The following is a 26,989-nucleotide window of genomic DNA, read 5'->3' on the forward strand; positions in this document are numbered from 1 at the left end:
TTGTGGCCATCGGAATTCGCCTGCCGCGCGGCTTCGCCGTCCTGGGCGCCGCCCTGCTCGCCGCCGCCGCCGTTCCGCTGACGGCGTCCAGCGCCGCGGCGGCGTCCCCCATCTGCCTGAGCGGCAAGCTCCAGTACGACTACCAGTCGGCCGAAGCCGGCACGGGCAAGCCCACGATGACCAAGCCGGTCCGCAACGCGAACGTCCAGCTGTGGGGCAGGGAGAAGTCCACCGACACCCCGCACCAGCTCACCGCCGACTACCAGTACACCGGCGTCAACGACGGCGGCTTCAACCTCTGCTACACGCCCACCTCCACCACGTCGATGAGCAGCATCTGGGTGCGGTCCCGCACCGAGAGCACCAAGCTGTGGAAGGTCAGCGACACCACCGGCACCCCCTACACCCTGGACTCGCCGACCCTGACCAACGTCGCCGCCAGCACCTCCGTCGGCACCCTCAAACCGTCCGCCGACACCGCGCGGGCCTGGCACGCCTTCGATACCGTCAACCTCCTGTGGTGGTACCGCAACAACCCCACCAGCGACTGCTGGTCCACCCACGAGCCGAACAGCAACGCCTGCACCGAGCTCAACGTCCAGTGGAGCGCCAACTCGGCCGACGGTCCGTACTACGACCTGGCGGGCACCGTCCACCTGTCCGCCGCCGACCCCGACTCCGAGCACACCGTGCTCCACGAGTCCGGCCACTTCCTCATGCACCGCCTGTACAACGGACGGTGGCCGGCCATCACCAACTGCAGCCCGCACTACATCAACCTGGCCAGCTCCGGCACCTGCGCCTGGGCGGAAGGCTTCGCCGACTCCACCGCCGCCTACCTCCTCGGGGACCACCGCTACGTGTGGCCCAACGGCAGCAGCTACAGCTTCACCTACACCACCGGCTGGAACACCGGGGACCAGGTCCAAGGCAACGTGGACGGCTCACTGCTCGACCTGTGGAACAACCTCGACGACGGCTGGAACAGCACCATCAACGTGATGGCCGCGCAGACGCCCTCCACCTTCGCCGAGTACTTCAAGACCGACCGGCCCACGGCCAACCCCCCGCTCGCCACCACCGCAACCGCGCTCACCTACCTGGCCGCCCACGCCATCAACTACGGCCCCACCATCGTGGGCGACGGCCGGACCCACGCCCTCTCCAACAGCGGTGGGATGGCCCTGGAACGTGCCGACCAGTGCGGCACCTCCGGCAGCTCCCCCGCCATCCTCAACACCTACGACCCCACGCGCGCCAAGCAGCAGTGGACGCTGCGGGCGTATCCGAACGGCACCGCGAAGCTCATCGACGGCTGCCCGGACGCCCTGGTGCTGACCGCGCCCACCACCGCCGGCGGCCAGGCCACCCTACGGGCCGTCAACTCCTCCAACCCCTACCAGGACTGGCAGGTCACCCAGAACGCCAGCGGCACCCTGACGATCACCAACCCGGCGACCGGATACTCCCTCGACAGCGCCGCCGTCACCCTCGGCGCCGCCGTCACCGCCAACCCGGCCGCCAACGCCAACACCCAGAACTGGGCCGCCCTCACCTGACAGCCCGCAGCGCGCCGGCGCTCCCGCAGCCCCCGGCCGCGGGAGCGCCCCACCCACCAGCACACGAGCCTGTCCACAGGCGCGCCGCGCGCTGGATCACTGCTGGACCCGTCCATCACGCACGAAAAGGCGCGCGGCCGCGCGGTGCGGTGCGCGCGGCGGCGCGGTGCGGTGCGCGCGGCGGCGCGGTGCGGTGCGCGCGGCGGCGCGGTGCGGTGCGCACGGCGGCGCGGTGCGGTGCGCACGGCGGCGCGGTGCGGTGCGCACGGCCGCGCGGTGCGGTGCGCACGGCCGCGCGGTGCGGTGCGCACGGCGGCCCTACCGGGCCAGGCGCTGACCGAGCGCCACGCGCAGCAGGGCGAGCGCGTCGGCGGCACTCGCGCAGCGCGGTTCCTGGACGCCCGGGTTGGTCGGCCAGGTGGGGCTCCACATCTACGAAGACCCAGCCGGTCAGAGGCAGCTGCGGCGCACCCCGGGGCGGGCTGCCGGAACCTGGTCGGCGCCGCGCGGGCGGCCAGAAGCTGGTCGTGCCGGTCCATTCACGCTGTACACAGACCGGTCACCAGTAGCAGCCAGGGCCTCCTGGCGCTCGTCACTGCGCCGGTCGACGTGCGCAACCTCGAACCTGCGCGCAGTGGTCTGGCGTGTCCAGAGAAGCATGATCGAGGCGGCCAAGGTGAGCAGCGCGGCCCCGCCCCATAGCGTCGGTACCAGGCCGGCGACGAAGTCGGATCCGCTGCGGTAACTCCCGCAGACGGAGAACACGGTGGAGCCGACGGCGACTCCGAGGACGCCTCCGGTCTCCCGTAGGGCGCTGTTCACGCCGGCTGCGGGGCCCTGCTGGGCCGGGCCTGCGCGGGTCATCAGTAGGTGGGCGGAGGGGGTGAAGAAGAGGGCCATGCCGATTCCGCCAGCGAGCAGTCCTGGGACCTGGGTGGGGTAGGCGACGTCGGGTACGGCGGTCGTGGCGAGCCAGGCCAGGCCGAGGGCGCTGAGTCCCAGTCCTGTGGCTGTCAGGGCCCTGGCGTGGCGGTCGGCCCATCGGCCGGCCAGCGGGGCCACCAGCAGTGGCATGGCTGTCCACGGCAGCATGTGCAGCCCGGCCTGCAGCGGAGTTTGTCCCTGCACGGTCTGGAGGAACTGGGCGAGTAGGAAGACCGCGCCGAAAACTCCGGCGTGCAGGAGGAAGCCGGCCGAGTTGAGGGCGGTGAAGTACCGGTCGCGTAGCAGGGCGGGATCCAGGAGCGGGGCTTGGGCGCGATGCTGCCAGGCGAGGAAGCAGCCCAGCAGGGCGGTGCCGGCTGTGGCGACGGCGATGCGCAGTGGGGTGTTGCCATCGCCCAGGCCGGTTCCCGTCACCGCCAGGAGGATGCCGAGCAGGCCGAGGCCGGCCAGGGCGGTCCCGAGCAGGTCGAGTCGGGCGTGCGTGCCCCGGCTCTCGCGCAGCCGCCCTCTGGCGAGTGGCAGCAGCGCGCAGCCGATCGGGACGTTCAGCCAGAAGATCCCACGCCACGACCCGCACGCCATGACCGCTCCACCGACCAGCGGGCCGAGCGCTACGGCCACCCCGATTACCGCGCCCCACAGGCCCAGGGCGAGCCCGCGCCGTCGCTCTGAGACGGCGTCGGTCAGCAGGGTCAGGCTCAGCGGCTGAATCAGGGCCGCGCCCGTGCCTTGCACGACACGGGACACCAGCAGCGGCCTGACCCCCGGTGCCAGGGCCGCGAGAGTCGAGCCGGCGGTGAACAAGGCCAGCCCGGCGGTGAAGACTCGCCGGCGACCGTAGCGCTCGCCGAGGACCGCGGCCGGCAGCGGGAGCACGGCCAGGGTGAGTGTGAAGGCGTTGACCAGCCAGCCCAGCTCATGGGCATCGAGTCGCAGGTCGGTGCGAAGGACCGGCAGGGCAGCGGTGACGATGAGGTGGTCGAGGCCGCATACGAATCCGGCGATCGCGGTGATGATGCAGGTCCACCGGGCAGTTCGTGGGCTTCGTGCGCCGTCCTGGCAAGCCGCGCCTCGAACTGCCCTCACCGGACGGCGGCCTGCGCGGCCGGGTTATGAACCGGCGGTGCTGCGGGTCGGGAGGCCGACTGCCAGGGGACGCAGCGGACGGAAAGCTCGCCGGTTGGGCTGGTCCGCGGGAAGAACGATGCTCCCGGTCGGCGGTGGATCTCTCGCATCGCCTCCGGCACGCTCAGGTCGTAGGCGTGGTCGCCGAGGTAGCCGGGCTCGCTCGGCGGGCCGGAGGGGCAGGGGGAAGAGGATGTCCGGTATCGGTGGGCGTGGCCTGCCGTCAGGATCGCGGGCAGGGCGCGGTTCTGATAGAGGCGGTAGCCGTCCGGTGAGGGGTGGAAGCCATCCGGGCAGTAGAGCGCTCGCGGGTGGCTGCGGAACTCCGGTGCTGTCAGCGACACCACCGCCGCCCCGGCCCGCAGTGCGGCGGCGGTCTGCAGACTCGCGAGCCGCTTGGACCTCCGTCGGCCCAGCGGGCGGGCCCAGCGGCGTACCGCTCGCGCCGCTGATACGTCAGGGCAGGAGGTGACCACCACCTGCCAGCCGCCGGCCCGCAGGCGCTCGACATGGCCGGCGAGCCGGGCCGCGGTGCGGCGCAGGCTCACCGGGAGAAACACGTCGTTGCCGCCGATCTGGACGATCGCCACTCCCGGCTCCTGCGCCGCCACCGTGCGAATCTGGCGGCTCATCGAGGCGGTGGTGGCGCCGGCCCGGGCTTCCACCTGGACCTCGACCGGGCAGTCCAGGCCCGCTGCCAGTGCGTCGGCCAGGACGGCGGCGACGGTCTGCTCGACCCGGGTCACCCCGACCGTGACGGCGGAGGAGTCGCCGAGCACCGCCAGCCGAAGCGGTTCTCCGTGGGTTGGGCCGCGCAGCCCCTGCGGGTCGGGCACGCCCGAGCCGTCCCACAGGGGGTTGCGCAGCACGAGCCGGAACCCGGCGCGGGCGCCCGCGCGGCGTGCCCTGCGCGCTAAGCGGTCGCGCAGGGCACGCCGGGAAGCCGGGGACGGGGGCATGGACGGGGGCATGGATGTCTCCTCTGATTGGCGCGGTGGATCGGTCCGACGAATTTCGGCGGTGCCGGACATGCGTCGTCCGCAAGCCGTCGGACCGGGCCGTAAGACGGTCGCGGTCCCTGCGTGTCGGACCGTGTTCGGCCTGATCGGGACGTGTGCGGCCCGTGGCTGAGCGGGCTGGCCGGAGGGCATCGGCGCTCGTGCGGTCGGTGTCAGCCGGTTCGGGCGGGGGCCGTGAGACGGGTACCGGAGGTGTCGAAGTCGAGGGTGGCTCCGAGCGGGTTCTCGTCGGCGTAGCGGTGGTCCGCGGTGTCGATGACGAGGGCGAGCCGGTGTCCGGGGCGGATGGTCCAGGCGGTGGCGGGTAGAACCACGTCCACTGGCAGCGGTCTCCCGGCGGGTTGGCCGTAGAAGGAGTAGGGCGTGTGGCTCAGCAACCGGGCCGTTCCCAGAGGGTCCACGTCGTACAGGTAGCTGACGAATGTGCCGTGGTCGGCGGAGCCGGTCACAGTGGTGTGCAGCCGCGGTGAGCCACGCAGTGCCCAAGGAGTGTCGAGCGGTCGGCTCTGCCACACGGCGGCCAGGGGCGGGACAAGCAGCGGGAGCACGGTGGTGGGCGGCAGGCCTACGGTGTCGAGGCGACCGGCAGCCGGGAAGAGACCGGAGTCGGCCGGCGAGTCGGCGCCGGCGACCAGGCGGACGGAGTCGGCGCCCGGGAGGGCAGGCTCGAGCTGTACCGCCCTGAGGGCGAGGTCGAGGGCGGCCCAGGTCGGGTAGCTCTCCAGCCGGTCGTCGTCGCGCGGGCGCATCAGGACGGGCCCCAGTGCCTGGGCGCCGTTGGGCCGGCCGCGCAGGAAGTGGTCCAGCCAGTCGGTGGCGTGCTCCCACACCCGGGCCTCGGGCTGGAGCAGGTCCGCTTCGCGGGCGCTGGAGTCACCGTGGCCGCCAGGACTCATCCACAGTTGGCGGGGGCCGGTCAGGGCGTCCAGGAAGTGGCCGCTCTGGCCCGCGGGGACCAGCGGGTCGCTCCATTCGCCTGCCATGAACACTGCGGTCTGATGGGCGTTCAGCTCCGGTACGAAGGAGGCCGGCGAGCGCTGCGTGGTCCAGTCGCGGACCGCCGCGATGTCCTCTCCTGAGCGGATCCGGGCCATGGCATCGCGCGTGGCCGGGCTCAAGCGGCCGTTGAGCCGGCCGATGACCTCCTGAAACGTCACCATCGTGCCGGCTGGGGTGTTGCCCGGATAGAAGGAACCCGCGAGGTCGGTCCACGGACACAGCGCAGCCACCGCCTTGATGCGGGCGTCGTGGGCGGCCGCGTTCAGGCTGAGCGCCGCGCCGTAGGAGGAGGAGAGCATCCCGATCCGGTCCGGGTCGGCGCGGGTGTGCGCCAACGCCCAGCTGATCACCTCGGAGGCGTCGGAGACGTCGGCGGGGCCGGTCATGTCGATCTCGCCACCCGAGCGCCGCAGCCCGCGCGGGTCGTAGGCGACCACCAGGTATCCGGCCCGCGCCAGCTCTCGGTGACGGTCGATGATGGTGTCCAGCGGCATGGCCCACCAGGCGCCGGGAATGACGAGCAGCGGGTGCGGTCCGGGCCCGGCGGGCTGGTACACGTCCACGGCGAGCGCGGTGCCGTCCGGGACGTGGACAGTGGTGCTGTAGGTACTCCCTCCACTCGCCTCGGCGCTGTCGACGGCCGGGAACGCAGTGGCGGCTTCAGCCGCCGCGACCGGCCCAAGGACGCCGCAGAGCGCCAGCATCGAGGCCAGCAGCACGCGCGGGGCCACCCGCCGGCCGACCGACGCGACGCGGTTGCCTGTCATCGGTTCACTGCGGGCTGACGGCGCAGCGCCTGCTCGATCACATCGGCGGCTCGGGCGGCGCCGCCGGCCTCCTGGACCTGACGGCGCATCGCGGCGACAGCGCGCGCGACGTCCGAGTCCGCGGCGACCTGCAGGACCGCCTCGCGCAGGGCCTGTGGCGTCGCCAGCTCCCGCGGCAGGTGCATCCCCAGAGACAGCTGCTCGATCTGGTGGGCGTTGGCCCGCTGCTCGGCCATCTGCGGCACCGCGACCAGCGGAACGCCGTACGCCAGGGCCTCCATCGTGCTTCCCATCCCGCCATGAGTCACGAACGCGCTCGCCTGGGCGAGGACGCTCAGCTGCGGCACGCTGGAATGGATCTCGATGCTGTCGGGAACCGGCCCGATCTCCCGGGGATCGACACCCGCTCCGACAGACATGACGACGTGCCAGGGCAGCTCCGCGAACGCCTGCACGCACGCACGGTAGAAAGACGGCCGGCGCGTGTACTGCGAGCCGAGCGAGACCAGCAGGACCGGAAGACCCGATGCCGGGGCCTGCCAATGCCCCTGGTACGAGCGGTCTCCGAGCGCCGGACCGACGAACGCGACCTTCTCGGCAGCCACGGTCTCCGCACGTCGCTGGAAGCTGCGCGGGAAGAACGCCACCGCCTCGCGGGGCGCGAGCGTGAGTTCGTGGACCGAGGCGGTGACGCCGTGGGAGGCCAGTGCGGCGGCAAGTTGCGCGTACCCCGGAATCTGCGCGATGTCCGCCACCCCGAGCAGCTCCTGGACGATCCCCTCGTAGGGCAGATGGGTGGGCGCCAGCTGAACGGCCGGCACCCGCCAGCGCGCGGCCAGCAACGGGCCGGCCCACGCGTACATGTCGTACAGCACGATCTCGGGATGGTCGTCGGCGAACGCCGCCGCCAGGTCGGGAAGCGCGACGACGGTCTGCATGACGGCCTGGGTGACCCCCGCCGCCAGGTCCTCCGGCGCCTCCTGGCCCGCAGCGGCGTCCTGGTAGACCACCGGGGTCGCCCCGACAGCCTTCACCTGCGCCGCGAACTCCTCCGTGACCGCATAACTCACGCGGTAGCCCCGTGCGACGAGCTCCGCCACCACAGCAAGCGTCGGGTTCACATGCCCGTGCTGCGGGACGTTGAACACCGCGACGTGCCCCCTGCCTCCCACGGCGGACCGGGATGCCGGGAAAGCGGCACGAGCGTGGGGAAGAACAGTCACGGTGGCTCCATCGGATAGACCATCACCGCCAAAGCGGGCGGGATCATTGCAGCGATCAACTGCCGTCCAGCAGCGAGGAACCGGCCGATACCGCCTAGTTCGCCCACACGAGGCCGGCGCCCCACGGTTGGTTGACAGACCACCGGACCACCCCCTGCCGCCGCACCCCGGGCCCGGCCGACACACGGCACAGGTGGTACGTCCCCGGCGAGCCGACCGGCCGCCGGCCTGGCCATCCGCGCGGCCCTCCTGCAGCATCGCGTACGGCGCCCCGCTCAACGCAGGCCGCGAGTGGTGGCGCGAACACCTGAACCCGACACCCGACGACCCGTCAACGTTCGACCTGTCCGAGCTGACGGTCCGCCCCCGCTGGCGCAAGACCGGCACCGCCGACCGCCTCCACCAAGAGCTGCTCACCGACCGCCCCGAACACCTCGCCGTGCTCCTGGTCGACCCCGACCACCCCCGTGTCCAAGCCCTCTACGAATCCCGGGACTACCAACAGATCGACATCCGCCAACGCTTCCCCAACCCCCCGCCACACCGTCACACAGCGCTTGCCGCGGTACCGCTTCTACGATCCGTCACCGGGCAGGTACCGCCGGGAGGGCGGCGTGGGGATGCGGGAGCCGGAACGGATCAGGGCTCGCCGGGCTGAACTGGACACGCTCGCTGCGGAGCTGGCCATGCAGCTGCAGGAGGTCCAGGCCGAGCGAGAGACGCTCGTGATCGCCGGGCGGGTCCTGAACCGGCTGGCCGAGCCGGCCTACGAGGAAGGCTCGGGGCCGTCGTCGCCGAACTGCCGGTGTCGGGTCATCGAGCGGTGAGGACGTGCGCCCACGGCTCATCGATGTCGGCCAGGCCCAGCACGGCCGCCACGTTGTCGAGCATTCCGGCGCCGAACCAGCGCCGTACGGCGTCGTCGTCGCCCAGCAACTGCCGGACGGTGTCGACCTGCTTGGCGTAGCACCGGCGCACGGCCTGTGCCACCAGCGGCTCGCCGGCGGCACAGTTCGCGTGCATGAGGAAACGCAGGATGCTCCGGTCCGCGACGAGCGCGGCGTAGGCGCCGCGCGCCGCGTCCAACGCCGCCTCGGGCGCAAGCCCGGTCCCACCCGACGCCGGTGAGTGAGCGAGCAGCGTTTCGGTCATGACGACGGACACGTGGTCGACCACCGCCGCGAACAGTGCTTCCTTGTTCGGGTACAGGCGATACAGATACGGCTGGGAGACGCCGACCAAGTCGGCGATCTCGTGCGTCGTCGTACCGTAGAAGCCTTTTTGCGCGAAGCACTCGACCGCGGCGGCCACGATGGCCCGGCGTCGTTCGTCGCTCTTCGTACTGATACCGGCGGCAGGCATGGGCGTCAGTCAAACACGGCTCTCCTCAGCCTCCAAAAGTCACGCTGAGGTCGGAGTCGGACGGCACGTCGTCGGGTGTGAGCGCCTCGATCGCCACCAGCGGGTTCCAGTAGTCCAGGTAGTGGGTGATGCGCGCGTCGTCATCGGTCCGCACGACGGAGATGCACGTCTGCTCGTACGGCTTGCCGGTCGGCAGCGCGGTGCCCTTCGAGCGGAATTCGGCGATCACGAGACTCGGGTCGACCGTGTCGTGGAAGACCAGGTCGACGAATTCCACGTCGAAGGTCTCGGGAAAGTTGCTCATGTGCGCGAGCAGTGCGTCTCGCCCCGTCACCCGCTGGGGCACGCCGGCCGGCGCGTACGGAAACTCGAGCACCGCGTCCGGGGCGAACAGCTCCACCCATTCCTCGACGCGTCCCGCGGCTGTCAGGCGCAGGTGCTCGGCCAGGGCGTGCTGGGCAGCGGCACGGCGGGCGGCGTCGTCTTCCTTGACTGTCATCTTCACTCCTACGTTAGTGATCGACCTATAACCTACCACGCCGTGAACCGTTTCGGGTAGACGAGCAGAGGCAACACCCGAGGGATCCCGGCTGCGGGCCTTCGTCGAACGCCACCGCCCCAGTATCGGCGCCGAGCAGAGCGCGGCGCAGCCGGCGGCCTGCGCCCGGTGGTGGCGGACCTGCGCCCTCGCCGAGGAGAACCCGACCACCGGCGAGAAGAAGAGCACCGCCACTGCCGGGACCCGGACCGACCCGAGCGCGCGCAAGAGCACCAACACCACCGCCAAGGGCCGAGAAGACCTGCGCGCCCTGACCAAGGCCGAGCTGTACCAGCGGGCCACCGACCTCGACATCCCCCACCGCTCCACCATGACCAAGGAACAGCTGCAGGACGCCCTCGAACACACCCCCCTCGGTCGCCGACGCAGCGCCTGACCACCCGTCGCCTCGCCCGGGCCGGCCCGCCGTGCCGGGGCACCGGTTCGCGGTTTCTCAGCCTCCGGGTGCCGGCAGCCGCACCACCACCCGGACTGGAGGACTACCACCAGCGCGTCCTGGACTCCATCGAACCCGCCCGGGAAGCTACCGCCCCGCAGTAGCCACCGCCCCAGCAGAGCGTCGGCCCAGTGAACCGGGCCGACGCTCTGCTGCCCCGGCGCCGCCGTTGACGGCGACCGGCTCCCTATCAGCAGAACGCCTCCCACCTGGTTCCAAGTGCGGTCCGCCGCGCCCTGCGGTGCCCCTACGAGGCCGTGGTCACCCGTAGAAGGCCGCGGCCTGGGGGCCGGGCTGGATCAGCAGGGCATCCAGGGGGCGGGTGCCTGTGGGCTGGACGACCTCCAGCCATTGACCCGTGCGGGGCAGGGCGGGCGGTCTCAGCTACTCACTGGTTTCGCGACGGCCCGGGCGGCTTCATCGTCTGCTCCGGCCCGGCGATAGGCCGCCGCAGATGCCTCCCGCACGGCCCGCACCTGGATGCCCGACCGGTCGGCAGGTCACCGTGCTGGCCGTCCAAGCCGCCGCTGCCCCGCAACCGGCCCGTCCCGACGCCGGCGCACCATGGCGGACGAGTGCCCTCTACCTCGCCACGCACCCGCACAGCGCCGCACACGAGTTGGGTGCGCGCCTGGTGCGGGCCGGCCGTGCCCTGGACGATCTTGGTGTTGGCCTCTTCCAGGGTGATGCCCCAGGTCTCGTTCAAGTCCGAAGGACGAAGACCCCGCTGAATGACGGGCTCGTTGGGGTACCTGAGTTCGAGGCCCTGCTCTCCCGAAGCTATTGCCGGCTGTCGAGGTCCCCACGGATGGCTCCGGCCGGTGGCCCACCCAGGCGCCAGCGACATCAAAGTCACCCTGCCGATGACGACATGCCCAGCCGCAGGTTATCCGATGAGTGTTCGCTGTTTCCGCCAGCGGGCCTGGTGGAAGATCGGTTCGATGGCGTCGCCGAGAACGCGTGCATGGGCTGGTCCGTGCCCCCGGGGTCGAAGAAGCCCACCATGTCGCCGAGGAAGCTTTCGCCGTGCTGATGGACGCGGGGGTCTTGGGCGACGCGGTCGCCGGCGGCGGTGAGCCAATCGCCGATCCAGAACAGAAGTTCGGCACGGGCGGTGATGACGATCGTCGCGGCGTACTCGGCGAAGCGGGCGGGGTGGCGATCGGCTCGGCGACGGACGTCGTCGGGACGGTCGGGAGATCGTGCCGCTGGGGCGGTCACCCTCAACGGCACCGAGGCGCGGCGCATCCTGTGCCGCAGATCCGGCCAGTCGGAAGGCCGCAGGCCCGTATCCTCACGGGCCACGAGCATGGGCATCGGATGGGTGTCGCCGCTGGCGGAGGCCATCGGATGGGCGCCCGGTGGGACCGGGATGTAGATCGCGCTGTGCGAGCTCGCCGCGGCGACGCGGAATAGAGCGCCGAGCCGGAGGAGATCGGCGCGGCTTGCGTTCAGATACCCGACTTGGTAGTTGGGCGGGTGGACGAAAGTGTTGCGGAGCATGGGACCGGCACTCAGGATCCGGCTGAGCCCGGATCCGGGATCGGCAACAGGGTGGCTCGTCACCCGCAACCGCATCCGCCCGTCGCCAACCCCCATGCGCCAAGTACAACACGCGCGCCAGTGGCCGCAGGCTCCATTTTTTGCGAGCCCTGGGAGCCCCCCGCGGTGCAGGGCACAACCATGGTCCCAAAGCAAGCACCTGAGCGCTCTCGAAACTCGGCGACATCCGCGGCACGGAGTGCTCTCGCCGCTGAGCAACAGGTGCTCTCACTACTCGCCTACAAAGTCATCCAGGATGACCTGCACCAGCACCTCGCCGGCACGCTCACCCCCGGCACCGTGCAGCGCGAACTCATCGACGTCGCCAGCGGACGCACCGACGTCACCTACACCCCAGAGCCCGGCAGCCGCTTCGTCGCCGAGGTCAAACGCCGCGACACCAGATGGACGCGCGAACGCATCGAGAAGAGCTACCTCGCGCAGGCCGCCAACTACACCGCCACCGGGCCGCCCTTCGGCGTGCTCCTGGTCGGGGACGACAGCGGCCACGCCAGCGGCTACCGGAGCGTCGAGGACGGCGTCTGGATCATCCACCACGCGCGCAGCGCCACCGAGGTACCCCGGCTCATCGTGGTCGGCGTCCTGCCGATCGGGCGCCCAACCCCGTCCGCGCTACGCATGCCCCGGACCTGACCTGACCCCACTGCGACTCACGGATCCCATCCCGCTCGCCTGGCACCTTCAGCGGCTCGAACAACGCGAGCGGGCAACCCGATGACCATGCGAAGCCCCGCAGCCGCTCGGACGAGAGCGTGACCGCGGTGCTGACCGACGCCGACCCGGACGGCATTCCGGTCGGGGTGCCGGGCTGCGACTGGCTCGTCAGGCAAGGTGGGCCAGGTGGAGCAGGGCGTGGACCACGTCGCCGGCAAGGGCCCCAGCTGCGGCGGCGGCTGTGGCGTGCAGGAGCGCCCGGTGCAGCCGGTGTCGCCGGCGGCGAGCGGGCCTGGGCTGTCGGGTCCGGCGGGTGCTGCGGTGTGACACGTTCGTCCTCTTTCCGGATTGGGGACTCGTGCCACCCGTTACCTTTTGACGGGTTGTCGGTGCGGGGCGGCTGCTTCGTCTTCTGTCTCCAGCCTGGCGGCCGGGCCCCATCGGGTGCATGCCGCGGGCCGCGAATCTGGGTGTAGGTTCTGCGCCATGACGGACCCTCACGACGGCACCTGGGTGGAGGGCACGGCCGCCGAGTTGGTGGCGGACGCGATGGCGCTGGGGGTGGAGAAGGTCAGCACCCGGATGGTGGCTGACTGGGTCGGCGACGGCCTGCTGGCCAGCCCCGGCTTTCGCAAGAGCACCCGGCACGGCAGCGACGAGCGGGTCTTCTCCCCCGAGCAGCGCTGGCTGTTCACCGAGCTACTCAAGGCCCGCCAGCGCTCGTCCCTCAAGCGGATCCCGCACCACACCCTGACCCGGATGGTCTTGTACCTGTGGCTGGTGGAAGACACGGTGGTGCCCACCGAGCAGGCCCGGCGAGCTTGGCGCACATACGCCCGCGCCACCGGCCGGCACACCGGGCCCGGCCGCCGCAGGCTCGCCCAGCGGGTCGTCGAGCAGCTCGCCCACCCGGAAGCCACCTACCGTCAGCGGCGCACCGCGCTGCTGCTCATCGAGGCCGGGGAGAAGAGCAAGCAGCCCGACTGGGAGAAGCTGTCCCCGGTCATCGCCCAGCTCGCCTCCCCGTGGCTGGTCCCCGGCACCCCCCGGATCGAGCGCTCCCTCGGCCCGGCCTGGCTGCCGGGCACCGCCACCCAGCTCGTGGGGATGTGGTGGGCCACGCAGCAGGTGACGGAGCTTCTGCTCAACAAGAGGATCAAGGAGCCGGTCCTGGACGAGGTCCGCGCCGTGTTCCGGGCGTCGTGGTCCGACTACCAGGCCCGGCGCGCCGGGATGGCGGCGGCCAGCGGGGAGTACGGGCGCATGTTCGCGCCGCCGGCCAGCGCCGAGGCCCGGATCAAGGAGACGGTGGAGGCCTTCGTCGGTGAACTGGCCGGGGTGCTCGGCTTTATCACCGCCGCGATGGAGGCCGCCGACGCCGGCGCGGTGCCCGAGAGGCGCTCAACGCCGAAACGTGATCCGGCACTCGGCAGACCAAAAAGCCCCGTGATCCATGAGCCAACCATTCCCGATCTGTCTCGCTGAATCTGGACCGCAGTCACGAGTGCCACGTCCGCCAGGTTCGGTGAGACCGGACAGCCGCAGCCCTGCATCAGTGCTGCACGCAGCGGTGCAGCGGCAGCGGCCGGACGTTCCCGCTGTCCAGGTAGCAGCGCGACATGTTCTCCCGTCACCGGCCGTAGCCGCTCGCCCCCTTGTCCTGCTGCCCGCCGGCCCCTTGTCCGGGGTTGTCCCGCGCAACGGCCCGGTTGTCCCGTTGCGCATGCGCAACGGCTTTCCCGCCACCATGCGCATGCGCATCCGGCTGACCGCCCAGCCGAGGCCTGCGGAACCCGCGTCTGCGATCCCCGTCGCACCGCACCCACCTGCGGCGTCGCACCCGGCGGGCAGCCCCCGCACCCGCCCTCGCGCATGGCGAGCCGGGCGGCCGCGACCCGAATCGCACTGTCGCACCCGGCTCCGGCCGTTGCGCAGCCAGCGGCCGCGCGGGCTGCGCGCCGACGGTGCAGCATGCGCTGTTGCTGCGCCGCCGGAAGCAGCAGTGTGTAGCAAGGGCCGCCTTGCTACACGGGGGCAGCAGGACGCCCGGGTGTAGCAAGGTCCTTGCTGCTCCCGTGACCGTCCGGTCCGGCGGGCGGTCGCACCGGCATGACGACTTTCCAAGGCGGGCGGCGACTACTGCTCCACGAGGGCCGGGTAGTCCTCCAGCAGTTCTCCGTACAGCGGCAACCGCCGGATCTGCGCCAGGACGCTGTCGGCGACCGGCCGGGCCGCCTTGTAGGCGCTGGGGCCCTTCTCCCGCCTGTCGAACGGCATGCCGCCACTGGCGTGGATCTCCCGGCGTCCGAGGTTGGCCATGGCCCTGATCACGACGCTGGCCCGCACTCGGCCGCGGCCCTGCGGGTCGTCCGGCACGACCGCCTGGGCAATCTGCGGGATGGTGACCCAGACATCGGGCGTGCTGCAGATCCGCCAGACCGCGGCCAGCTGCTCGGTCGCGTCCAGGAGTCCCACCCAGCGGTGCAGCATCGCCCCGTCCCAGTGCTGGACGAACCAGCCGCCGTGCTGGATCCACACCGTCGGCCCTGGCGCATGCCTCACCCCCGTTTCGGGAGGCTGCACGGCATTGACAGCCCCGAGACCATAGGCGGCGCGGACCGCAGCCATGGCCTCTTCGAACGTGCTCTTCTCGGTGTCGATGACGATCTGCACGAACGGCCTCCCCTGACGCCTGCTCAGGCCACCGTAGCGAGCCGGCACCGGGCCGGAGCGAGGTTCGGCCGAGCTGGGCATGGTCTGGTCCGTGTTCGGCACCGCCTTCACCGACAATCTCGCCGCGGTGGCCGGCTACGCCGCCGACACGGGCAGGCCTGCCCCCCTGCCGAAGTGGTCTGGGGCGGTCGGCCGGTCGGGACCATCATGAAGAACCTGCGCACCGCCCAGCGGCGCACCAAAGCCCTGGAGCGCCGCGCGGAGGCTGGCGAGACCGGCCTCGACTGGGCCGGGCGCTGACCGCCGACCGCAAGGCTGCCCTGGACGCCATCGACCCGGCATGGTGCCCCACCTGGTCGGAGGAGTGGCAGCGGTGCTTCGCCCTGGCCTGGCGCCACGTGAAGGAGGGCGGCACGCTCGCCGGAGCCGAACCGGATTGAGCACCCGGACCGCAGCGGGCAGTCTGCGACGGGACCACTCCAGCGGAGAGGCCGTTTCTGCGTGGTTCAGCCCGCGCCGTCGATCTTGGTCGATACAGTCTGAACGCCATGCCAATGACCTCTCTTGGGGAGACCCAGATGACGCTTCAGGCTCAGTTCGCGCAGGCACAGGCCGATTCCAAGACGCTCTCCGAGCGCCCGGACAACATGACGATGTTGAAGCTGTACGCCCTGTTCAAGCAGGGCAGCAGCGGGAACGTCCAGGGCGAGCGCCCAAGGATGACCGACTTCGTCGGCCGGGCCAAGTGGGACGCCTGGAACGAGGTCAAGGGCACAACACAAGAAGACGCACAGCAGCAGTACATCGACATGGTCGAGAACCTGAAGAACTGACGCCCAACTGCTCTGAGGGCGGAACCGGCTGCGCGGGCCGTCGGCTCGCCTTCCCCTGCGCTGCCCCTTCTCCATCTTGTCAGCACGATGAGGGCCACCAGAAGCACTGACGCGCCCGCGAGCCGCCCAGTGGTATCGGGTCTCCGGGCTGCCACGGCGCCTGGCGTTCCTATCCCGGCTACCCCAGGCCGCGAGCGCCTCCGTCAGTTCCGGCAGGGCCTCTGACCTCAGCGGTCAATCTTCCGTGACACAAACCGGCATCCGTCATCTGCCTCCGTGTCGGCGGCGGTTGAAACCAGCTTCACCCGGCGCCGACACTCCGTCGCCTGCGCACCACACGATGAAGCGATCAGTCAGAACAGGATGATCGGATTGGTGAGTGCGGCGACGGTCCCGTCGGGATGGCGGACCTCGATGCGGACGAACGCCGAGTCCTCGGCTGTCGTGTACCACTGCACCAGACCTGCTCCATCACCCGGAACGGCCGCGCGGTGAACCTTCCCCCGATCGGTGTGGAAACTGACGGTCGCCGCCGGCACGCCCTGTATCGCTGCGCGGACCTCGACTTGCCCACCATGCGTTGCGAGCCGCTCCCCCACTCCGGCGATGTGACCCTCCAAATGGGCCACGAACGACACCTCCACGGCCGCCGACTCGGCGATCCAGCTCCGGCCCGAGCGGATCCCCGCCAGGATCGCCTCCGTGCTCAACTCCTCGGCGAAGACCACCGTGTGAGGTATGCCGATCTGCCCTTCCAAGTGCGTGTCGCTGCTGCCCATCGCCGGCCGCCACGAACCCGTCTGAATGTCGGCTGCGAGGCTTCGCCCCCATTCGGCCAGGGCGACCTCGTTGTCAGCCTGCCAGGGCTGGTCCGAAGTCCATGGCCCGTTCCACACCTCCACCACGTCGAAGCCCTGGAAGGAGTACATGAAGTCGCCTGATGGATAGGGCGCATGCGGATGCGCCGCCACGCACAGGCCCCTCACCCGATGGACCTGGTCCAGACACTGATCGATCAGTCCGTCGCTGACCCCGTAATTCCAGTCGACGACCTGGCCGGGTCGGAGGCCGAGCGCGAGCCAGTGCCCGGTCTTCGTGGTCACTTCCTGACCGAGAACAATCAAGAAGTCATCGGCGGCCAGATGCCCCCATGCACCGGGTTCCGCAGCAGCTTTGTGCTCTGTCGTCGCGATGAAGTCGAGCCCGGCGGCGCGGGCTCGGACCACCAACTCTTCCGGAGTGAGTTCTCCCCCACCCGAGCGCACGGAGTGGACATGGCTGTCGCCGCGGTACCAGGTCGCCCCGCGTCCGACCGCCCGCACCGGCGGGAAGCTCAAGCCCGACAAGGTTCTTCCCCCTCATAGCCCTGTCGAGGCAACGTGCAAGCAGAGCAACCTGTTCCGTGGCATCGCCGAGTTCCACGTCGCCGAGAAGTCGAGATCACGATCTCATTCTGAAACGATCAGTAGCCCCGGCCGCGCCGTTGGCTGTGATCCAGGTCGACGACCTCGATGCGACACGGCAAGCCGTGATCGAGGCGGGCGGCACGGTCACGGTCGAGGCGTTCGACTTTCCTGGCGGGCGGCGCATTCATTTTCGTGAGCCCGGCGGGAACGAACTGGCCGTCTGGGTTCCGATGAGCCAGGGGTGATGCCCCACCCCCAAGGTCTCGGGCGCTGCTGCGCCCGAAAGATGCCTGCCGAACCGCCGGTGCGGCGGAATGGGTGGTGGGCCAGGCGCAGTTGCAGTAGGCCTGCCGGGTCCGGGCAGGTCGCGACGGTGAGCCAGAGCGCGCCTGACGCGCCGACAGCGGCGACCGGCAAGCACACGTCACCGGGTGCGGCTCTGGCGGACAGCTGAACGCCGCCAGGCAGCCCACCCGCCGCCCGAGGACCTACTCGTCCAGGCGGGGGGAGGGCCTCGTCGCCGGTTTCACCCGGCTGGCCCGGGATTCCAGGTAGCGCTGCTCGGCGATGCTGGCGGTGGCTCTCGCGGCGCGTCGGTAGTGCTCGTGGGCCCCGGCCAGGTCGTCGGTCCGCTCCAGCAGATGCGCCCGCACGGACAGCAGTCGGTGGTGCCCGGCCATCCGCTCGTCACCGTCCAGTGTGGCGAGCAAGGCCAGCCCGGCTGACGGGCCCTCGGTCTCGGCGAGTGCGATCGCGCGGTTGAGGGTGACCATCGGGTTCGGTGCGATCCGTTCCAGGATCAGGTAGAGGGCGTGCACCTGCGGCCAGTTGGTCTCCTCGGTGGTGGCCGCGTCGGCGTGTGTGGCGGCGATGGCAGCCTGCAGCTGGTAAGGCCCCAGCGCCGGCCCGGCCAGCGACGCCCTGGCCAGCGTCAGCCCCTCGTCGATCAGCCGGCCGTCCCAGCGCGTCCGGTCCTGCTCGTCCAGCGGCACCAGGTCCCCGGTCGCGGTCGTACGCGTCTCCCGGCGCGCGTGGGTCAGCAGCATCAGCGCCAGCAGCCCGGTCACCTCGCCGTCCTCGGGCAGCTGCGCGTGCACCGTCCTGGTCAGTCGGATCGCCTCGCGCGCGAGGTCGGGGCGGTGCAGCTCGCTCCCGGAGGAGGCGGTGTAGCCCTCGTTGAAGATCAGGTAGAGGACCTGCAACACGACCCGCAGTCGCTCCTTGCGCTCGGTGCCCTCCGGCAGGGCGAACGTGCTGCCGGCAGCCCTGATGCGCTGCTTGGCCCGGCTGATCCTGGCCGCCATGGTGGGCTCCGGCACCAGGAACGCCCGGGCGATCTCGGCCGTGGTCAGGCCGCCGACCGCCCGCAGCGTCAGCGCCGTCTGGGAGGCCGCGGTCAGCGTCGGATGGCAGCACAGGAACAACAGCACGAGCGTGTCGTCGCTGTCCGACACCTCGGCGGGAGCGACCTCCGCCGAAGTCGCGGACTCCCGTTCGCGGCGGGCCCGCTCGCTGCGCATCTGGTCGATGAAACGACGGGACGCGACCGTCACCAGCCAGCCACGCGGGTTGTCCGGCACCCCCTCGGACGGCCACTGCACGGTGGCGGCGAGGACGGCCTCCTGCACCGCGTCCTCGCAGTCCTCGAACCCGCCGTACCGCCGTACCAAAGCGCTGAGGACCTGCGGCGTGAGCTCACGCAGCAGGTCCTCCGTCACCGGTGCTGTCATGCCTCCAATTGTCCGACAGCGAACATCACCTGCCGCACCTCGACGCCCAGGCCCTCGACCGAGGCATCCGGGATCTGCGCGGCCAACTCGATCGCCCGGCCCTTGTCCTCGCAGTCGACCAGGTAGAAGCCCCCCAGGTGCTCCTTGGCCTCCAGGAACGGGCCGTCGGTGACCACCGGCTGGCCATTGCGCACCGTCACCACGACGGCCTGGGACGGGTCGACGAGGGCCTGGGTGCTGATCAGCTCCCCGGACTGCTTCAGCGCCTCGATGAACGTGCCGTGCCCGGCGCCGATCGCCACCTTCTCCTCGTCGGTCAGCGCGTCCAGCACCGCCGGGTTGATGTGCAGGCTGATCAGGAACTGCATCTCGTACTCCTCGTGGTTCGCGAGCCCCGGCAGGGGCCGTCCGATCGGTTGGTCGGAGCCACTGCGCCCGTCTTGACATCCTCCGCCGGAAAATCTCGCACGAGTTCGATGTCAAGAACCGCTCCGCCGCTCCGACCAAGGGACGAAACCTCGAGAGTCGAGAGAGCGGAGCGTTTCGGACATGCGAGTCAACCGGGCATGGCTGGGGTTGGTCCTCCTCATGCTGCCCACCTTCCTCGTCGCACTGGACACGACAGCGCTGCTCCTGGCGCTCCCACGGTTGAGTGCCGACCTGGGGGCGGGCGGCGTCGAGCAGCTGTGGATCAGTGACGTATACGGATTTGCGGTGGCCGGCCTGGTCATCACGATGGGGACGCTCGGCGACCGGATCGGTCGCCGACGGCTGCTGCTGCTCGGCGCAGCGGCTTTCGCAGTGCTCTCGGTCGTGGCCGCCTTCGCGGTCGACCCGCTGATGCTGATCGTTGCGCGTGCGCTGCTGGGTGTGGCCGGTGCGACGTTGGCGCCGTCGACGCTGGCATTGATCACCAGCATGTTCCGCGACGAACGCCGGCGCGGGAGGGCGATCGCGCTCTGGGCGAGCTGCCAGTTCGCCGGCGGCGCGCTCGGCCCGGTGCTTGCCGGGTTCTTGCTCCAGTACTTCTGGTGGGGGTCGGTGTTTCTGGTCTCGGTGCCGGCGATGGCGCTGCTGCTGATCGCCGGGCCGGTTCTGCTGCCGGAGTCCCGCGGCGAGGGTGCCGGGCGGCTCGACCCGGCGAGCGTCGGCATGTCGCTGGCTGCGGTACTGCTGGTGATCTACGGCATCAAGCAGCTGGCCGTCGGGAGCGCGCCGCTCGTGCCGGCCCTCGCCGTGGTCGTCGGCGCCGCGATCGGCGCCGCGTTCGTGCGCCGCCAACTGCGGTTGGAGACGCCGCTGCTGGAGTTGCGGCTGCTGCGAGCCCGCCCGTTCACGGCCGTGCTCGTCGCGCTGGTCCTCGCCGGCGTCGCCATGGCCGGGACGGGCTTGCTGGTGACCCAGTACCTGCAGAACGTGCTGGGCCACTCGCCGGCCACGTCGGCGCTGCTCTTCGCCCCCATGGGCCTGGGCGTGGCGGTCGGCACCGTGGCCGCGCCGGCGCTGGCCGCGCGGATGCGGCAGCGGACCGCGATCGCCGGCGGTCTGGCGGTGTCGGCACTGGGCGGCCTCCTGCTGGTCGGTGTCGACGGGGCGCACGCCCTGCCCCTGGTGATGACCGGCGTCACGGTCCTCGCGCTGGGCACCGGCCCGCTGTTCGCACTGGGCACCGGCCTGGTCGTCGGCTCGGTGCCGCCGGAGCGCGCCGGCTCGGCGGCGTCGATGTCGGAGACCGGGAACTACCTCGGCGGCTCGCTCGGCTTCGCGCTGCTCGGGGTACTGGCCGCGGTGGTCTACCGCAGCCGGATGCACGGCACCTCCGGCTCCCTGGCCGACGCCGTCGCCGCGAGCCGGCGCCTTCCCGCCGCCCGGGGCGCAGAACTCCTGCACCACGCGCGGGAGGCGTTCACCGCCGGCCTGCACGTCGTCGGCGGTGTGGCCGCGGTCGTCTTCGCCACGTCGTCCGTACTGATCCTGACCATGCGTCCGGCACGCCCGACCACCCCGGCTGCGGTCCCCGACTACGAGGCGGTCCCTTCATAGCGGCGATCGCGCTCCAGGGTGGTCGCGACGATGGGCACGGCGTCGTCGTACTCGCGCCACCCGTCGTCGTTGTAATCGCGGACCTCCCTGCACCACCGGCCGCGCCAGCAGTCGGCGGACAGGTCAGCGACGGCCTGCTGCCGGTTGGCCAGCGCGACCGGTCCGGCGTCGGTGACGACCAGCGCGACCGGCGGGTACCCGGCGCGGGTGTGGCCGGGGTAGGCCCGGCGCCACCAGTGCACCGTCCGGTCGGCCGGCTCCCGGTCAGCGAGGGCCGGGTCGTTGTCGCGGACCCTGGTGCGAAACAGCTCGCGGTAGGCGGACAACTTCACGGCGACGTCGGCCGCGCGGGACGGCTGGTGGCGCAGCGGTGGCGATGGCCGGGGACGGATGACGGCGGCGACCGCGCGAGTGACCGCACGGCCTGGCGGCCACCAGGACCACTGGGCCGCCTACGAGTGTTCCGGGCGGGATAGAGGCAACTTGCAGGCCATGACAGCCGCTTCCTCACCTCACGACAGCCAAGATCCACGACCTCGACCATGAGAAGCCCAGCTCACGAGCCTTTAGGCTCAGCCAACCCGCTGCCACCCAACCCACTGACACCACCCCACCCACTCACACTCTGACTCGGAAAGGGCCGTGTCGAATCCCGGGAGAACTGGGTTCCGTCTTTCCTGGGTCTGTGGTCGCGGGGGTCTTCTCGGCGCTGGTGCTGGCGGAGGCCGTCGCCCCTTCCGGGTGCGTGCCCTGTCCGGTTCCTGTGGGTGCGGCAAATCGGGCACCGGCTGCGGTAGGGCGGCGCTACGCTCCATCAGCAGGGCGGACGGGCAGGGTGTCCGCGGCATGTGGGGGTGGGGACGCGGGTGGATACCGACGGCGCGGCAGCGCAGGACGGGCAGGACAAGCGCAGGACTGATGCCCCACCAGAGTTCCTCCAGGGCTGGCGCGGTGGCGATCCCGCCGGACCGGTCCCGGAGTCCGATCCCGGACGGGATGGTGGGGCGGGCGTGTCGATCTCGGCGAGCAACCGCTCGGCGGCGGCGTACCGCATGGATCATGTGGAGGTGCACGACCACCAGCACCATCACTACCCGCCGACCCCTGACCCGGTGCCGGGGCTGGTGCGAGTCGGGACGGTACCGCCGCTGGCGTCCGAGGCCGACGACTTGGCCCGTACCGTCGACGCGCAGTGGCGGGAGGAGGCCAGGGCCCGCAGTCTGCGGGACCCCCAGGTGGTGCCGCTGACGTGGTCCGCGACCCGGCGGGCCGTTGCCGACGGCCCGGAGGCGGTGTTCGGCCGGGGCCAGGCCGGACGGATCACGCGGGTCAGCGTCGACGGCAGGCTGGAAGGCGGCTTCGACGCGGCGGTCGCCTCCCTCGGCGAGGACTTCGGGCGCATCCCCAGCGGGCGGCTGGTGGTGCTCGGCGAGCCGGGCGCCGGGAAGACCGTGCTCGCGCTGCTGCTGACCCTGGGCCTGCTCGGACGCCGCGCGCCCGGCACCCCGGTGCCGGTCCTGCTGTCCGTGGGCGGCTGGGACCCGGTGCGCAGGTCGCTGGCCGACTGGGTGGTCGGCACGCTGGCCGACACCTATTACGCCGGGCGCACCGAGATCCCGCGCCGGCTGCTGCACCAGGGGCTGCTCGTGCCGGTCCTCGACGGCCTCGACGAGATCCCCGAAGCAGCCCGGCGCAACGCAGTAAAGGAGGTCAACCGCTTCATCGGGACGGACCGTCCCGTGGTGGTGACCTGCAGGTCGGCCGAGTACGAGGACGTGATCACCGGCGGTTCCCCGGTGCTGCGCCGCGCGCCAGTGGTGGAGGTGCGTCCGGTCCAGGTCGAAGACACCGTGGCCTATCTGGAGAGCGTGGACTGGCCTGACGGCACCTCGTGGGACCGGGTCGTGCATCACCTGCGCACGGAGTCCGACAGCCCGGTCCACCAGGCCCTGCTCACACCGCTGATGATCTCGCTCGCCCGCATGGTGTATGCGCGGTGCGGTGGGGACCCGGCCGAACTGCTCGACCCGGAACGGTTCGAATCCCGGCACGGCATCGAGGACTACCTCTCCTCCCGGGTGATCGAGGCCGCCTACGCACCGGACCGGCTACTGTCCGGTGCACCGGCCGACCCGTCGGACCCGGCCGGATTCCCGGGCGCGGGAAGGCCGTTGACGCCACCCGGTGCCGCGGGCGCGCCCGGTGCGGCCACCGCAGCGGCGGCCGCCGGAGCCGGGTGGGACGCCGAAACCGCCCGGCGCCTGCTGACGTACCTCGCCCTGTACCTGCATCGCCACGGCGAACGCGACCTGGCCTGGTGGCGGATGTCGGGCCGGCTGCTCCCGGCGTGGGCCGTGCCGGCCGCGGCGCTCGCCCTCGGTATGGTCATGGCGGCTGTGGCAGTCGTGGGGTCCGGCGTGGCATCGCACCGGGAGGCGCTGCCCGCACTCGGGATCGGCGGCCTGCTCGTCGGGATCGGCACGGCAGTGGTGGCTGTCGCCCTGCTCGCCGTACCCGAACGACTGCCCGGGCGCCTGTCCTCGGGCCGGGCCGGATCGCTGCGCCGGCTGCGCCGCGGATTCCTCAAGGGCTTCGGGCTCACCATGGTCCTGACAGTCCCGATGCCGGCCACTTTCGCCCTGATCCTGGCGATCGAGGAGGAGCCGCTCTCCGTTTACCTGAACTACGTCCAGCTGATCGGCGGCTGCACGGCTTTCGCCTGTGTGGTGGGGCTGGGGTTGGCGGCTCACCACTGGCTCGATTCACCGCCCCGCTCGGCGGTCCAGGCGACGCCGGACCTGTTCCTCGTGGAGGACCGGCGGGCGTCGGCCGTCGGCGCGGGGAGCGCGGGGCTGGTGGTGGCGCTGCTGACCTGGCCCCTGGTCCTGGTGGGCTTCGTGATCGGTGGGATCAGCGGGCGGGCCCTCAGCGGTTGGCCGGGGTGGCCCGACCACTACGACCTGGGCGGCGTCGTGCGCTCGATGTTCGCGAGCGTGTATACCCCGGGGAGCGGATTCGGTAATTACAGTGCCAAGTTGGTGCTGGTCCCCGTCCTCTCGTCGCTGGTGCTGGGTGCCGGCTTCACCCTCGCCGCGCTCATGACGAGGGCCTACCCGCGATTCCTGATCATGCTTGCCTATCTGGCGTTCCAGAAGCGGCTGCCCATGCGGTTCATGGCGTTCCTGCGCGACGCGCGGAACCGGGGGCTACTGCGGCAGTCGGGAGCGGCGTACCAGTTCCGCCATGCACGGCTGCAGGAGTATCTGGTGGCCGCTGCGACGGTGCCGGACGGGCAACGATCCGCCGCCCGAGGGGCGGGCCTCGACACGGAGGGCCGCCGGGGCGAAAACCGTGGCCGGATCGGGGGCCGAGGCCGGGTGGTTGCGCTCGCCTGTGCGGTGCTGGCGGTCGTGGTGCTGGCGACTCCCCTCACCAACCGCCCGACGGACTCGTCCAGTGCCGTACTCGGCGGATTCCACACGGGAGTGGAACACGTGGCGTTCGGCCCCGACGGCCGGACCCTGGCCACCGTGGACGGCGGCACGCTGTGGAGCCTCATCGGCAGCGACACGGCGTACGTAGGAGTGTGGAGCCTCGACGACGGACACCGCATCGCACGGATGGAGTGCTCCGGGTCGCTCGACAGGGTGTTCTTCGCCGGCAAGGGTCGTGCTCTGGTCGCCGCCGGGCGGACGGGACCCACCGAGCGACCCCGGCGCTACATTCAGGTGTGGGAGGCCGGCTCCGGCACCGCGCTGAGCGGACCCGACGGCGGGGAATCTGCCGCCTACGCGGGACTGGGCGCGGACGACCAGGTAAGCCTGCTCAGCATCGCGGCCGACCCCGACGCCTTGACATTGCGCGACGCCCGGGACGGGCACACGATCAGCCAGCTGACCGGGCCGAGCGCGCGGGGCGCTACGTCCGCCGTCCTCAGCCCTGACGCGCGCTTCGTGGTCACCACGACCCGGAATTCCCTGATGCAGCTCTGGCGGGTGGCCGACGGCCACCCGATCGGTGACGCAGGCACCGGCTTCGAGCCCACAGCCTCCTTCAGCGCCGACTCCTCCGTTGTGGCGATGGTTGCGACGGACGGGAAGAAGGTCGAAGTACGGGACACCTTCCAGGGACGGATCATCAGCACCTTGCAGACTGAAAGCGCCAGTGCTAGCCAAGTGCTGCTCAGCCCGGACGGCAGTACGGCGGCGACCGACACCTACTCCGACGTCCAACTGTGGAACACGGCAACGGGCAGTAAGATCGGCAGCCCGCTTGCCGGCACGGAGCCTGACACGTCGGACGGGCACCACGACGCCGTGATGCGCTTCAGCCCGGACGGGCGCACGCTCGCGACGACGGTGGGCCCGGACCTGGAGCAGATCCGGCTGTGGAACACCGCGGACGGACAGCCGATCGGCCCTGTTCGGTCCGGTCACGTCAAAGCGGTCAACGACATCGCGTTCAGCCCCGACGGACTCACCCTGGCCACAGCATCCGACGACAAGACCGTACGGCTGTGGCGGCTCGACACTCTGGGGCTGCGGGAACGGGCGGGTGCACTCGGCAAGAGGTGAACCGTCGCGTGAAGCTTCTTCGCGGTAGAGGGCGGCGACGTGGCCAGGGTCCAGACAATACTGGACCCGAGACGGCCATTCGTAGCAACAGGTCACACCCTCGATGGGGGAGGCAGTCCAACCTCTACCGCCGGGGCGGAGGCGGACCTGGCGGAGCGTGGCCCTGGTGGCGGTGCCGGCGCACCGCCCTGTGGTCGGCGCAGCGAGGCGAGGTGTCCGAGCCCCGCGGCGGACGGCAGGGCCCGGAGGCCACCGGCGCGCTGATGCCCCGCCAGGACCTGCCCCGGCCCGCCGTAAACAGGGCCGGCGGCCGGGCGGCAGACCGGGCCGGACAGCGTGCTCAGGACAGCTGCAGGGGCCCCGCTCCTCGTCCTCCTCGTCCAGGCGCAGGGTGAAGCGCCACCGGGCGCACGGGGCCGCCTCCCACGCCCGCCCCGGCCGCGTTCGCTGGCCGGTGGGTGTCCACGGCCCGGGCCGCGCCGGTGTCGGAGGGTCGACGGCAAATACGCCGGCGCCGGCCGCAACACCAGCCCCTGGTCGGCCACCGGCCCCGTCAGCATCGCCGCCGCAGCCACCAACAACTACCCGGCCGACAGCCGGGCCAACGGCGCCGTCAGCGACCCGTGCTCCCCATGCGATGAAGAGCCCAACTATGCCGTGCTCAACGGGCCGCGCCAACGTCGCGGCCGAGTGCGGCCAGGACATACCCCGGGCCTGGTCCACCCGGGACGCGCCCACAAGCAGCGGCCCGGCACCGGCACCGGCACCGGCACCGGCACCGGCACCGGCACCGGCAACGGCAACGGCAACGGCAACGGCAACGGCAACGGGATACGCTCCGTCAGGGCAGCACGGGATCGGCGGCGCCGCGGCAGGCGAACACGGCTGCCACCTCCCAGAGCACCCCGGCAGGCGGTGACGACCGCGCTGGCCGGAGCCCGGCATAGGCCCGACCCGGCCGGTTCGCCGTAACTTGCCATTCAGGATGGGCGGTTGTGGGTACGGTCTGATTCAAGTGTTCCGTCGGTTTCGAGGGGGTCTCGTGGTTCCGGGTGTGGAGGTCGCGGTGGGGTACATCTTCGCCTGGGCCGTACGCAAGGCGCGGCTGGTCGCCGGCCGGGCGGACGGGGAGGTGGACCGGGCGCTTGGGGCCGGGATGGATCGGGTCCACGACGTGGTCAGCCGCAAGCTCGGGCAGGATGCCGCGCTGGTCCAGGTCGTGGAGGAGGCGAATGCCGACCCTGCCCGGCTGTCGGAGGACTCGCGGCAGTGGCTGGCGCTCAGCCTGAACAACGCTGCGAAGCGTGACGCGGAGTTCGCCGCTGAACTGCTCGCCGCGGTGGAGGCGGCCCGGGTCGCAGAGCGCGCCGCCCGGGTGCAGGCGAGCGGAGACGGCGTGGCAATCGGCGGAGGCGTGTCCATGCATGCGGAGAGCGGGTCCGTCGTGGCCGTCCGGATCGACGGGCCAGTGACGATCGGTTCGCCGGCCCCTTCCCCGCCGGGGGCGGCCCAGGGCTGA

At 71.3% G+C, this 26,989-nt stretch carries 22 protein-coding genes; 10 read left to right on the forward strand and 12 right to left on the reverse strand.

Annotated elements, in window-relative coordinates; translation table 11 throughout:
- Positions 1-2: 2 nt before the first annotated feature.
- Positions 3-1,559: an RICIN domain-containing protein gene (locus BR98_RS11275; protein ID WP_051969662.1), complete on the forward strand. Its 1,557-nt coding sequence runs from the start codon at positions 3-5 to the stop codon at positions 1,557-1,559.
- Between the two features lie 450 nt (positions 1,560-2,009).
- On the opposite strand, the gene BR98_RS11280 is transcribed toward BR98_RS11275, so the two are convergent.
- The 4 genes from BR98_RS11280 to BR98_RS11295 form a co-directional block, all read right to left on the reverse strand.
- Positions 2,010-3,590, reverse strand: coding sequence for an MFS transporter (locus BR98_RS11280; RefSeq protein ID WP_063774688.1), 1,581 nt, complete (start codon positions 3,588-3,590; stop codon positions 2,010-2,012).
- Positions 3,587-4,498 carry an SGNH/GDSL hydrolase family protein gene (locus tag BR98_RS11285; RefSeq protein ID WP_051969135.1) on the reverse strand — a complete coding sequence of 304 codons (912 nt, stop codon included), beginning with the start codon at positions 4,496-4,498 and terminating at the stop codon, positions 3,587-3,589. The genes BR98_RS11280 and BR98_RS11285 overlap by 4 nt, the downstream gene beginning before the upstream one ends.
- Before the next feature lie 302 nt (positions 4,499-4,800).
- Complete coding sequence (locus BR98_RS11290) at positions 4,801-6,414, reverse strand: alpha/beta fold hydrolase (RefSeq protein WP_051969134.1); 1,614 nt, start codon at positions 6,412-6,414, stop codon at positions 4,801-4,803.
- The gene (locus BR98_RS11295; protein WP_407639400.1) at positions 6,411-7,637 is read right to left on the reverse strand and encodes a macrolide family glycosyltransferase; all 1,227 of its coding nucleotides are present in this window, start codon (positions 7,635-7,637) and stop codon (positions 6,411-6,413) included. The genes BR98_RS11290 and BR98_RS11295 overlap by 4 nt, the downstream gene beginning before the upstream one ends.
- A gap of 686 nt (positions 7,638-8,323) precedes the next feature.
- Here BR98_RS11295 and BR98_RS11305 point away from each other — a divergent pair.
- Positions 8,324-8,464 (forward strand): hypothetical protein, encoded by a 141-nt coding sequence (locus BR98_RS11305; RefSeq protein WP_198042404.1) that lies wholly within the window; start codon positions 8,324-8,326, stop codon positions 8,462-8,464.
- On the opposite strand, the gene BR98_RS11310 is transcribed toward BR98_RS11305, so the two are convergent.
- From BR98_RS11310 to BR98_RS11320, 3 genes are all read right to left on the reverse strand, one after another.
- Positions 8,451-8,999 carry a TetR/AcrR family transcriptional regulator gene (locus BR98_RS11310; RefSeq protein WP_035844070.1) on the reverse strand — a complete coding sequence of 183 codons (549 nt, stop codon included), beginning with the start codon at positions 8,997-8,999 and terminating at the stop codon, positions 8,451-8,453. The two genes, BR98_RS11305 and BR98_RS11310, sit on opposite strands and share 14 nt — an antisense overlap.
- Before the next feature lie 25 nt (positions 9,000-9,024).
- Positions 9,025-9,780 (reverse strand): nuclear transport factor 2 family protein, encoded by a 756-nt coding sequence (locus BR98_RS41090; RefSeq protein ID WP_232247859.1) that lies wholly within the window; start codon positions 9,778-9,780, stop codon positions 9,025-9,027.
- A gap of 1,066 nt (positions 9,781-10,846) precedes the next feature.
- Complete coding sequence (locus BR98_RS11320; protein WP_198042192.1) at positions 10,847-11,593, reverse strand: hypothetical protein; 747 nt, start codon at positions 11,591-11,593, stop codon at positions 10,847-10,849.
- A 165-nt stretch (positions 11,594-11,758) separates the two neighbouring features.
- On the opposite strand from BR98_RS11320, the gene BR98_RS11325 reads away from it, so the two are divergent.
- Together BR98_RS11325 and BR98_RS11330 are read left to right on the forward strand one after the other, a co-directional pair.
- Positions 11,759-12,190: a hypothetical protein gene (locus BR98_RS11325; protein WP_035844072.1), complete on the forward strand. Its 432-nt coding sequence runs from the start codon at positions 11,759-11,761 to the stop codon at positions 12,188-12,190.
- Between the two features lie 507 nt (positions 12,191-12,697).
- The gene (locus tag BR98_RS11330) at positions 12,698-13,696 is read left to right on the forward strand and encodes a hypothetical protein (protein ID WP_035844073.1); all 999 of its coding nucleotides are present in this window, start codon (positions 12,698-12,700) and stop codon (positions 13,694-13,696) included.
- 651 nt (positions 13,697-14,347) lie between these two features.
- Here the strand turns inward: BR98_RS11330 and BR98_RS11335 are convergent.
- Positions 14,348-14,884 carry a hypothetical protein gene (locus BR98_RS11335; RefSeq protein WP_157537664.1) on the reverse strand — a complete coding sequence of 179 codons (537 nt, stop codon included), beginning with the start codon at positions 14,882-14,884 and terminating at the stop codon, positions 14,348-14,350.
- A 578-nt stretch (positions 14,885-15,462) separates the two neighbouring features.
- Here BR98_RS11335 and BR98_RS11340 point away from each other — a divergent pair.
- A complete protein-coding gene (locus BR98_RS11340; RefSeq protein WP_035851641.1) occupies positions 15,463-15,717 on the forward strand; it encodes an acyl-CoA-binding protein in 255 nt (84 codons plus the stop codon).
- Positions 15,718-16,070: 353 nt separating this feature from the next.
- Here the strand turns inward: BR98_RS11340 and BR98_RS11345 are convergent, their stop codons facing one another.
- A complete protein-coding gene (locus BR98_RS11345; protein ID WP_198042193.1) occupies positions 16,071-17,054 on the reverse strand; it encodes a CehA/McbA family metallohydrolase in 984 nt (327 codons plus the stop codon).
- Between the two features lie 65 nt (positions 17,055-17,119).
- On the opposite strand from BR98_RS11345, the gene BR98_RS11350 reads away from it, so the two are divergent.
- Complete coding sequence (locus BR98_RS11350) at positions 17,120-17,368, forward strand: VOC family protein (protein WP_324606668.1); 249 nt, start codon at positions 17,120-17,122, stop codon at positions 17,366-17,368.
- A gap of 243 nt (positions 17,369-17,611) precedes the next feature.
- On the opposite strand, the gene BR98_RS11355 is transcribed toward BR98_RS11350, so the two are convergent.
- Positions 17,612-18,853: an RNA polymerase sigma factor gene (locus BR98_RS11355; protein ID WP_035844075.1), complete on the reverse strand. Its 1,242-nt coding sequence runs from the start codon at positions 18,851-18,853 to the stop codon at positions 17,612-17,614.
- Positions 18,850-19,221, reverse strand: coding sequence for a YciI family protein (locus BR98_RS11360; RefSeq protein WP_035844077.1), 372 nt, complete (start codon positions 19,219-19,221; stop codon positions 18,850-18,852). Before BR98_RS11360 ends, BR98_RS11355 begins: the two co-directional genes overlap by 4 nt.
- A 181-nt stretch (positions 19,222-19,402) precedes the next feature.
- Between BR98_RS11360 and BR98_RS11365 the strand changes: the two genes are divergently transcribed.
- The gene (locus tag BR98_RS11365; protein WP_035844079.1) at positions 19,403-20,896 is read left to right on the forward strand and encodes an MFS transporter; all 1,494 of its coding nucleotides are present in this window, start codon (positions 19,403-19,405) and stop codon (positions 20,894-20,896) included.
- On the opposite strand, the gene BR98_RS11370 is transcribed toward BR98_RS11365, so the two are convergent.
- On the reverse strand, positions 20,875-21,228 hold the full coding sequence (locus tag BR98_RS11370; protein ID WP_035844081.1) for a hypothetical protein: 354 nt from the start codon (positions 21,226-21,228) through the stop codon (positions 20,875-20,877). The genes BR98_RS11365 and BR98_RS11370 overlap by 22 nt on opposite strands.
- Positions 21,229-21,906: 678 nt before the next feature.
- Here BR98_RS11370 and BR98_RS11375 point away from each other — a divergent pair.
- The 3 genes from BR98_RS11375 to BR98_RS36220 all read left to right on the forward strand — a co-directional run bounded on the left by BR98_RS11375 (position 21,907) and on the right by BR98_RS36220 (position 26,989).
- Positions 21,907-25,470 (forward strand): NACHT and WD40 repeat domain-containing protein, encoded by a 3,564-nt coding sequence (locus tag BR98_RS11375; protein WP_035844082.1) that lies wholly within the window; start codon positions 21,907-21,909, stop codon positions 25,468-25,470.
- A 690-nt stretch (positions 25,471-26,160) separates the two neighbouring features.
- A complete protein-coding gene (locus tag BR98_RS39190) occupies positions 26,161-26,442 on the forward strand; it encodes a hypothetical protein (protein ID WP_157537666.1) in 282 nt (93 codons plus the stop codon).
- Between the two features lie 82 nt (positions 26,443-26,524).
- A complete protein-coding gene (locus BR98_RS36220; RefSeq protein WP_157537668.1) occupies positions 26,525-26,989 on the forward strand; it encodes a chromosome partitioning protein in 465 nt (154 codons plus the stop codon).

Source organism: Kitasatospora azatica KCTC 9699, from assembly GCF_000744785.1.
Classification (GTDB): domain Bacteria; phylum Actinomycetota; class Actinomycetes; order Streptomycetales; family Streptomycetaceae; genus Kitasatospora; species Kitasatospora azatica.

Bases quoted from the DNA above. Each gene is read 5' to 3' on its own strand.
- BR98_RS11365 (WP_035844079.1), top strand. From the start codon at position 19,403: ATGCGAGTCAACCGGGCATGGCTGGGGTTGGTCCTCCTCATGCTGCCC.
- BR98_RS11360 (WP_035844077.1), bottom strand. From the start codon at position 19,221: ATGCAGTTCCTGATCAGCCTGCACATCAACCCGGCGGTGCTGGACGCG.
- BR98_RS11320 (WP_198042192.1), bottom strand. From the start codon at position 11,593: ATGGGGGTTGGCGACGGGCGGATGCGGTTGCGGGTGACGAGCCACCCT.
- BR98_RS11305 (WP_198042404.1), top strand. From the start codon at position 8,324: ATGCAGCTGCAGGAGGTCCAGGCCGAGCGAGAGACGCTCGTGATCGCC.
- BR98_RS11290 (WP_051969134.1), bottom strand. From the start codon at position 6,414: ATGACAGGCAACCGCGTCGCGTCGGTCGGCCGGCGGGTGGCCCCGCGC.
- BR98_RS11330 (WP_035844073.1), top strand. From the start codon at position 12,698: ATGACGGACCCTCACGACGGCACCTGGGTGGAGGGCACGGCCGCCGAG.
- BR98_RS11340 (WP_035851641.1), top strand. From the start codon at position 15,463: ATGACGCTTCAGGCTCAGTTCGCGCAGGCACAGGCCGATTCCAAGACG.
- BR98_RS11355 (WP_035844075.1), bottom strand. From the start codon at position 18,853: ATGACAGCACCGGTGACGGAGGACCTGCTGCGTGAGCTCACGCCGCAG.
- BR98_RS11310 (WP_035844070.1), bottom strand. From the start codon at position 8,999: ATGCCTGCCGCCGGTATCAGTACGAAGAGCGACGAACGACGCCGGGCC.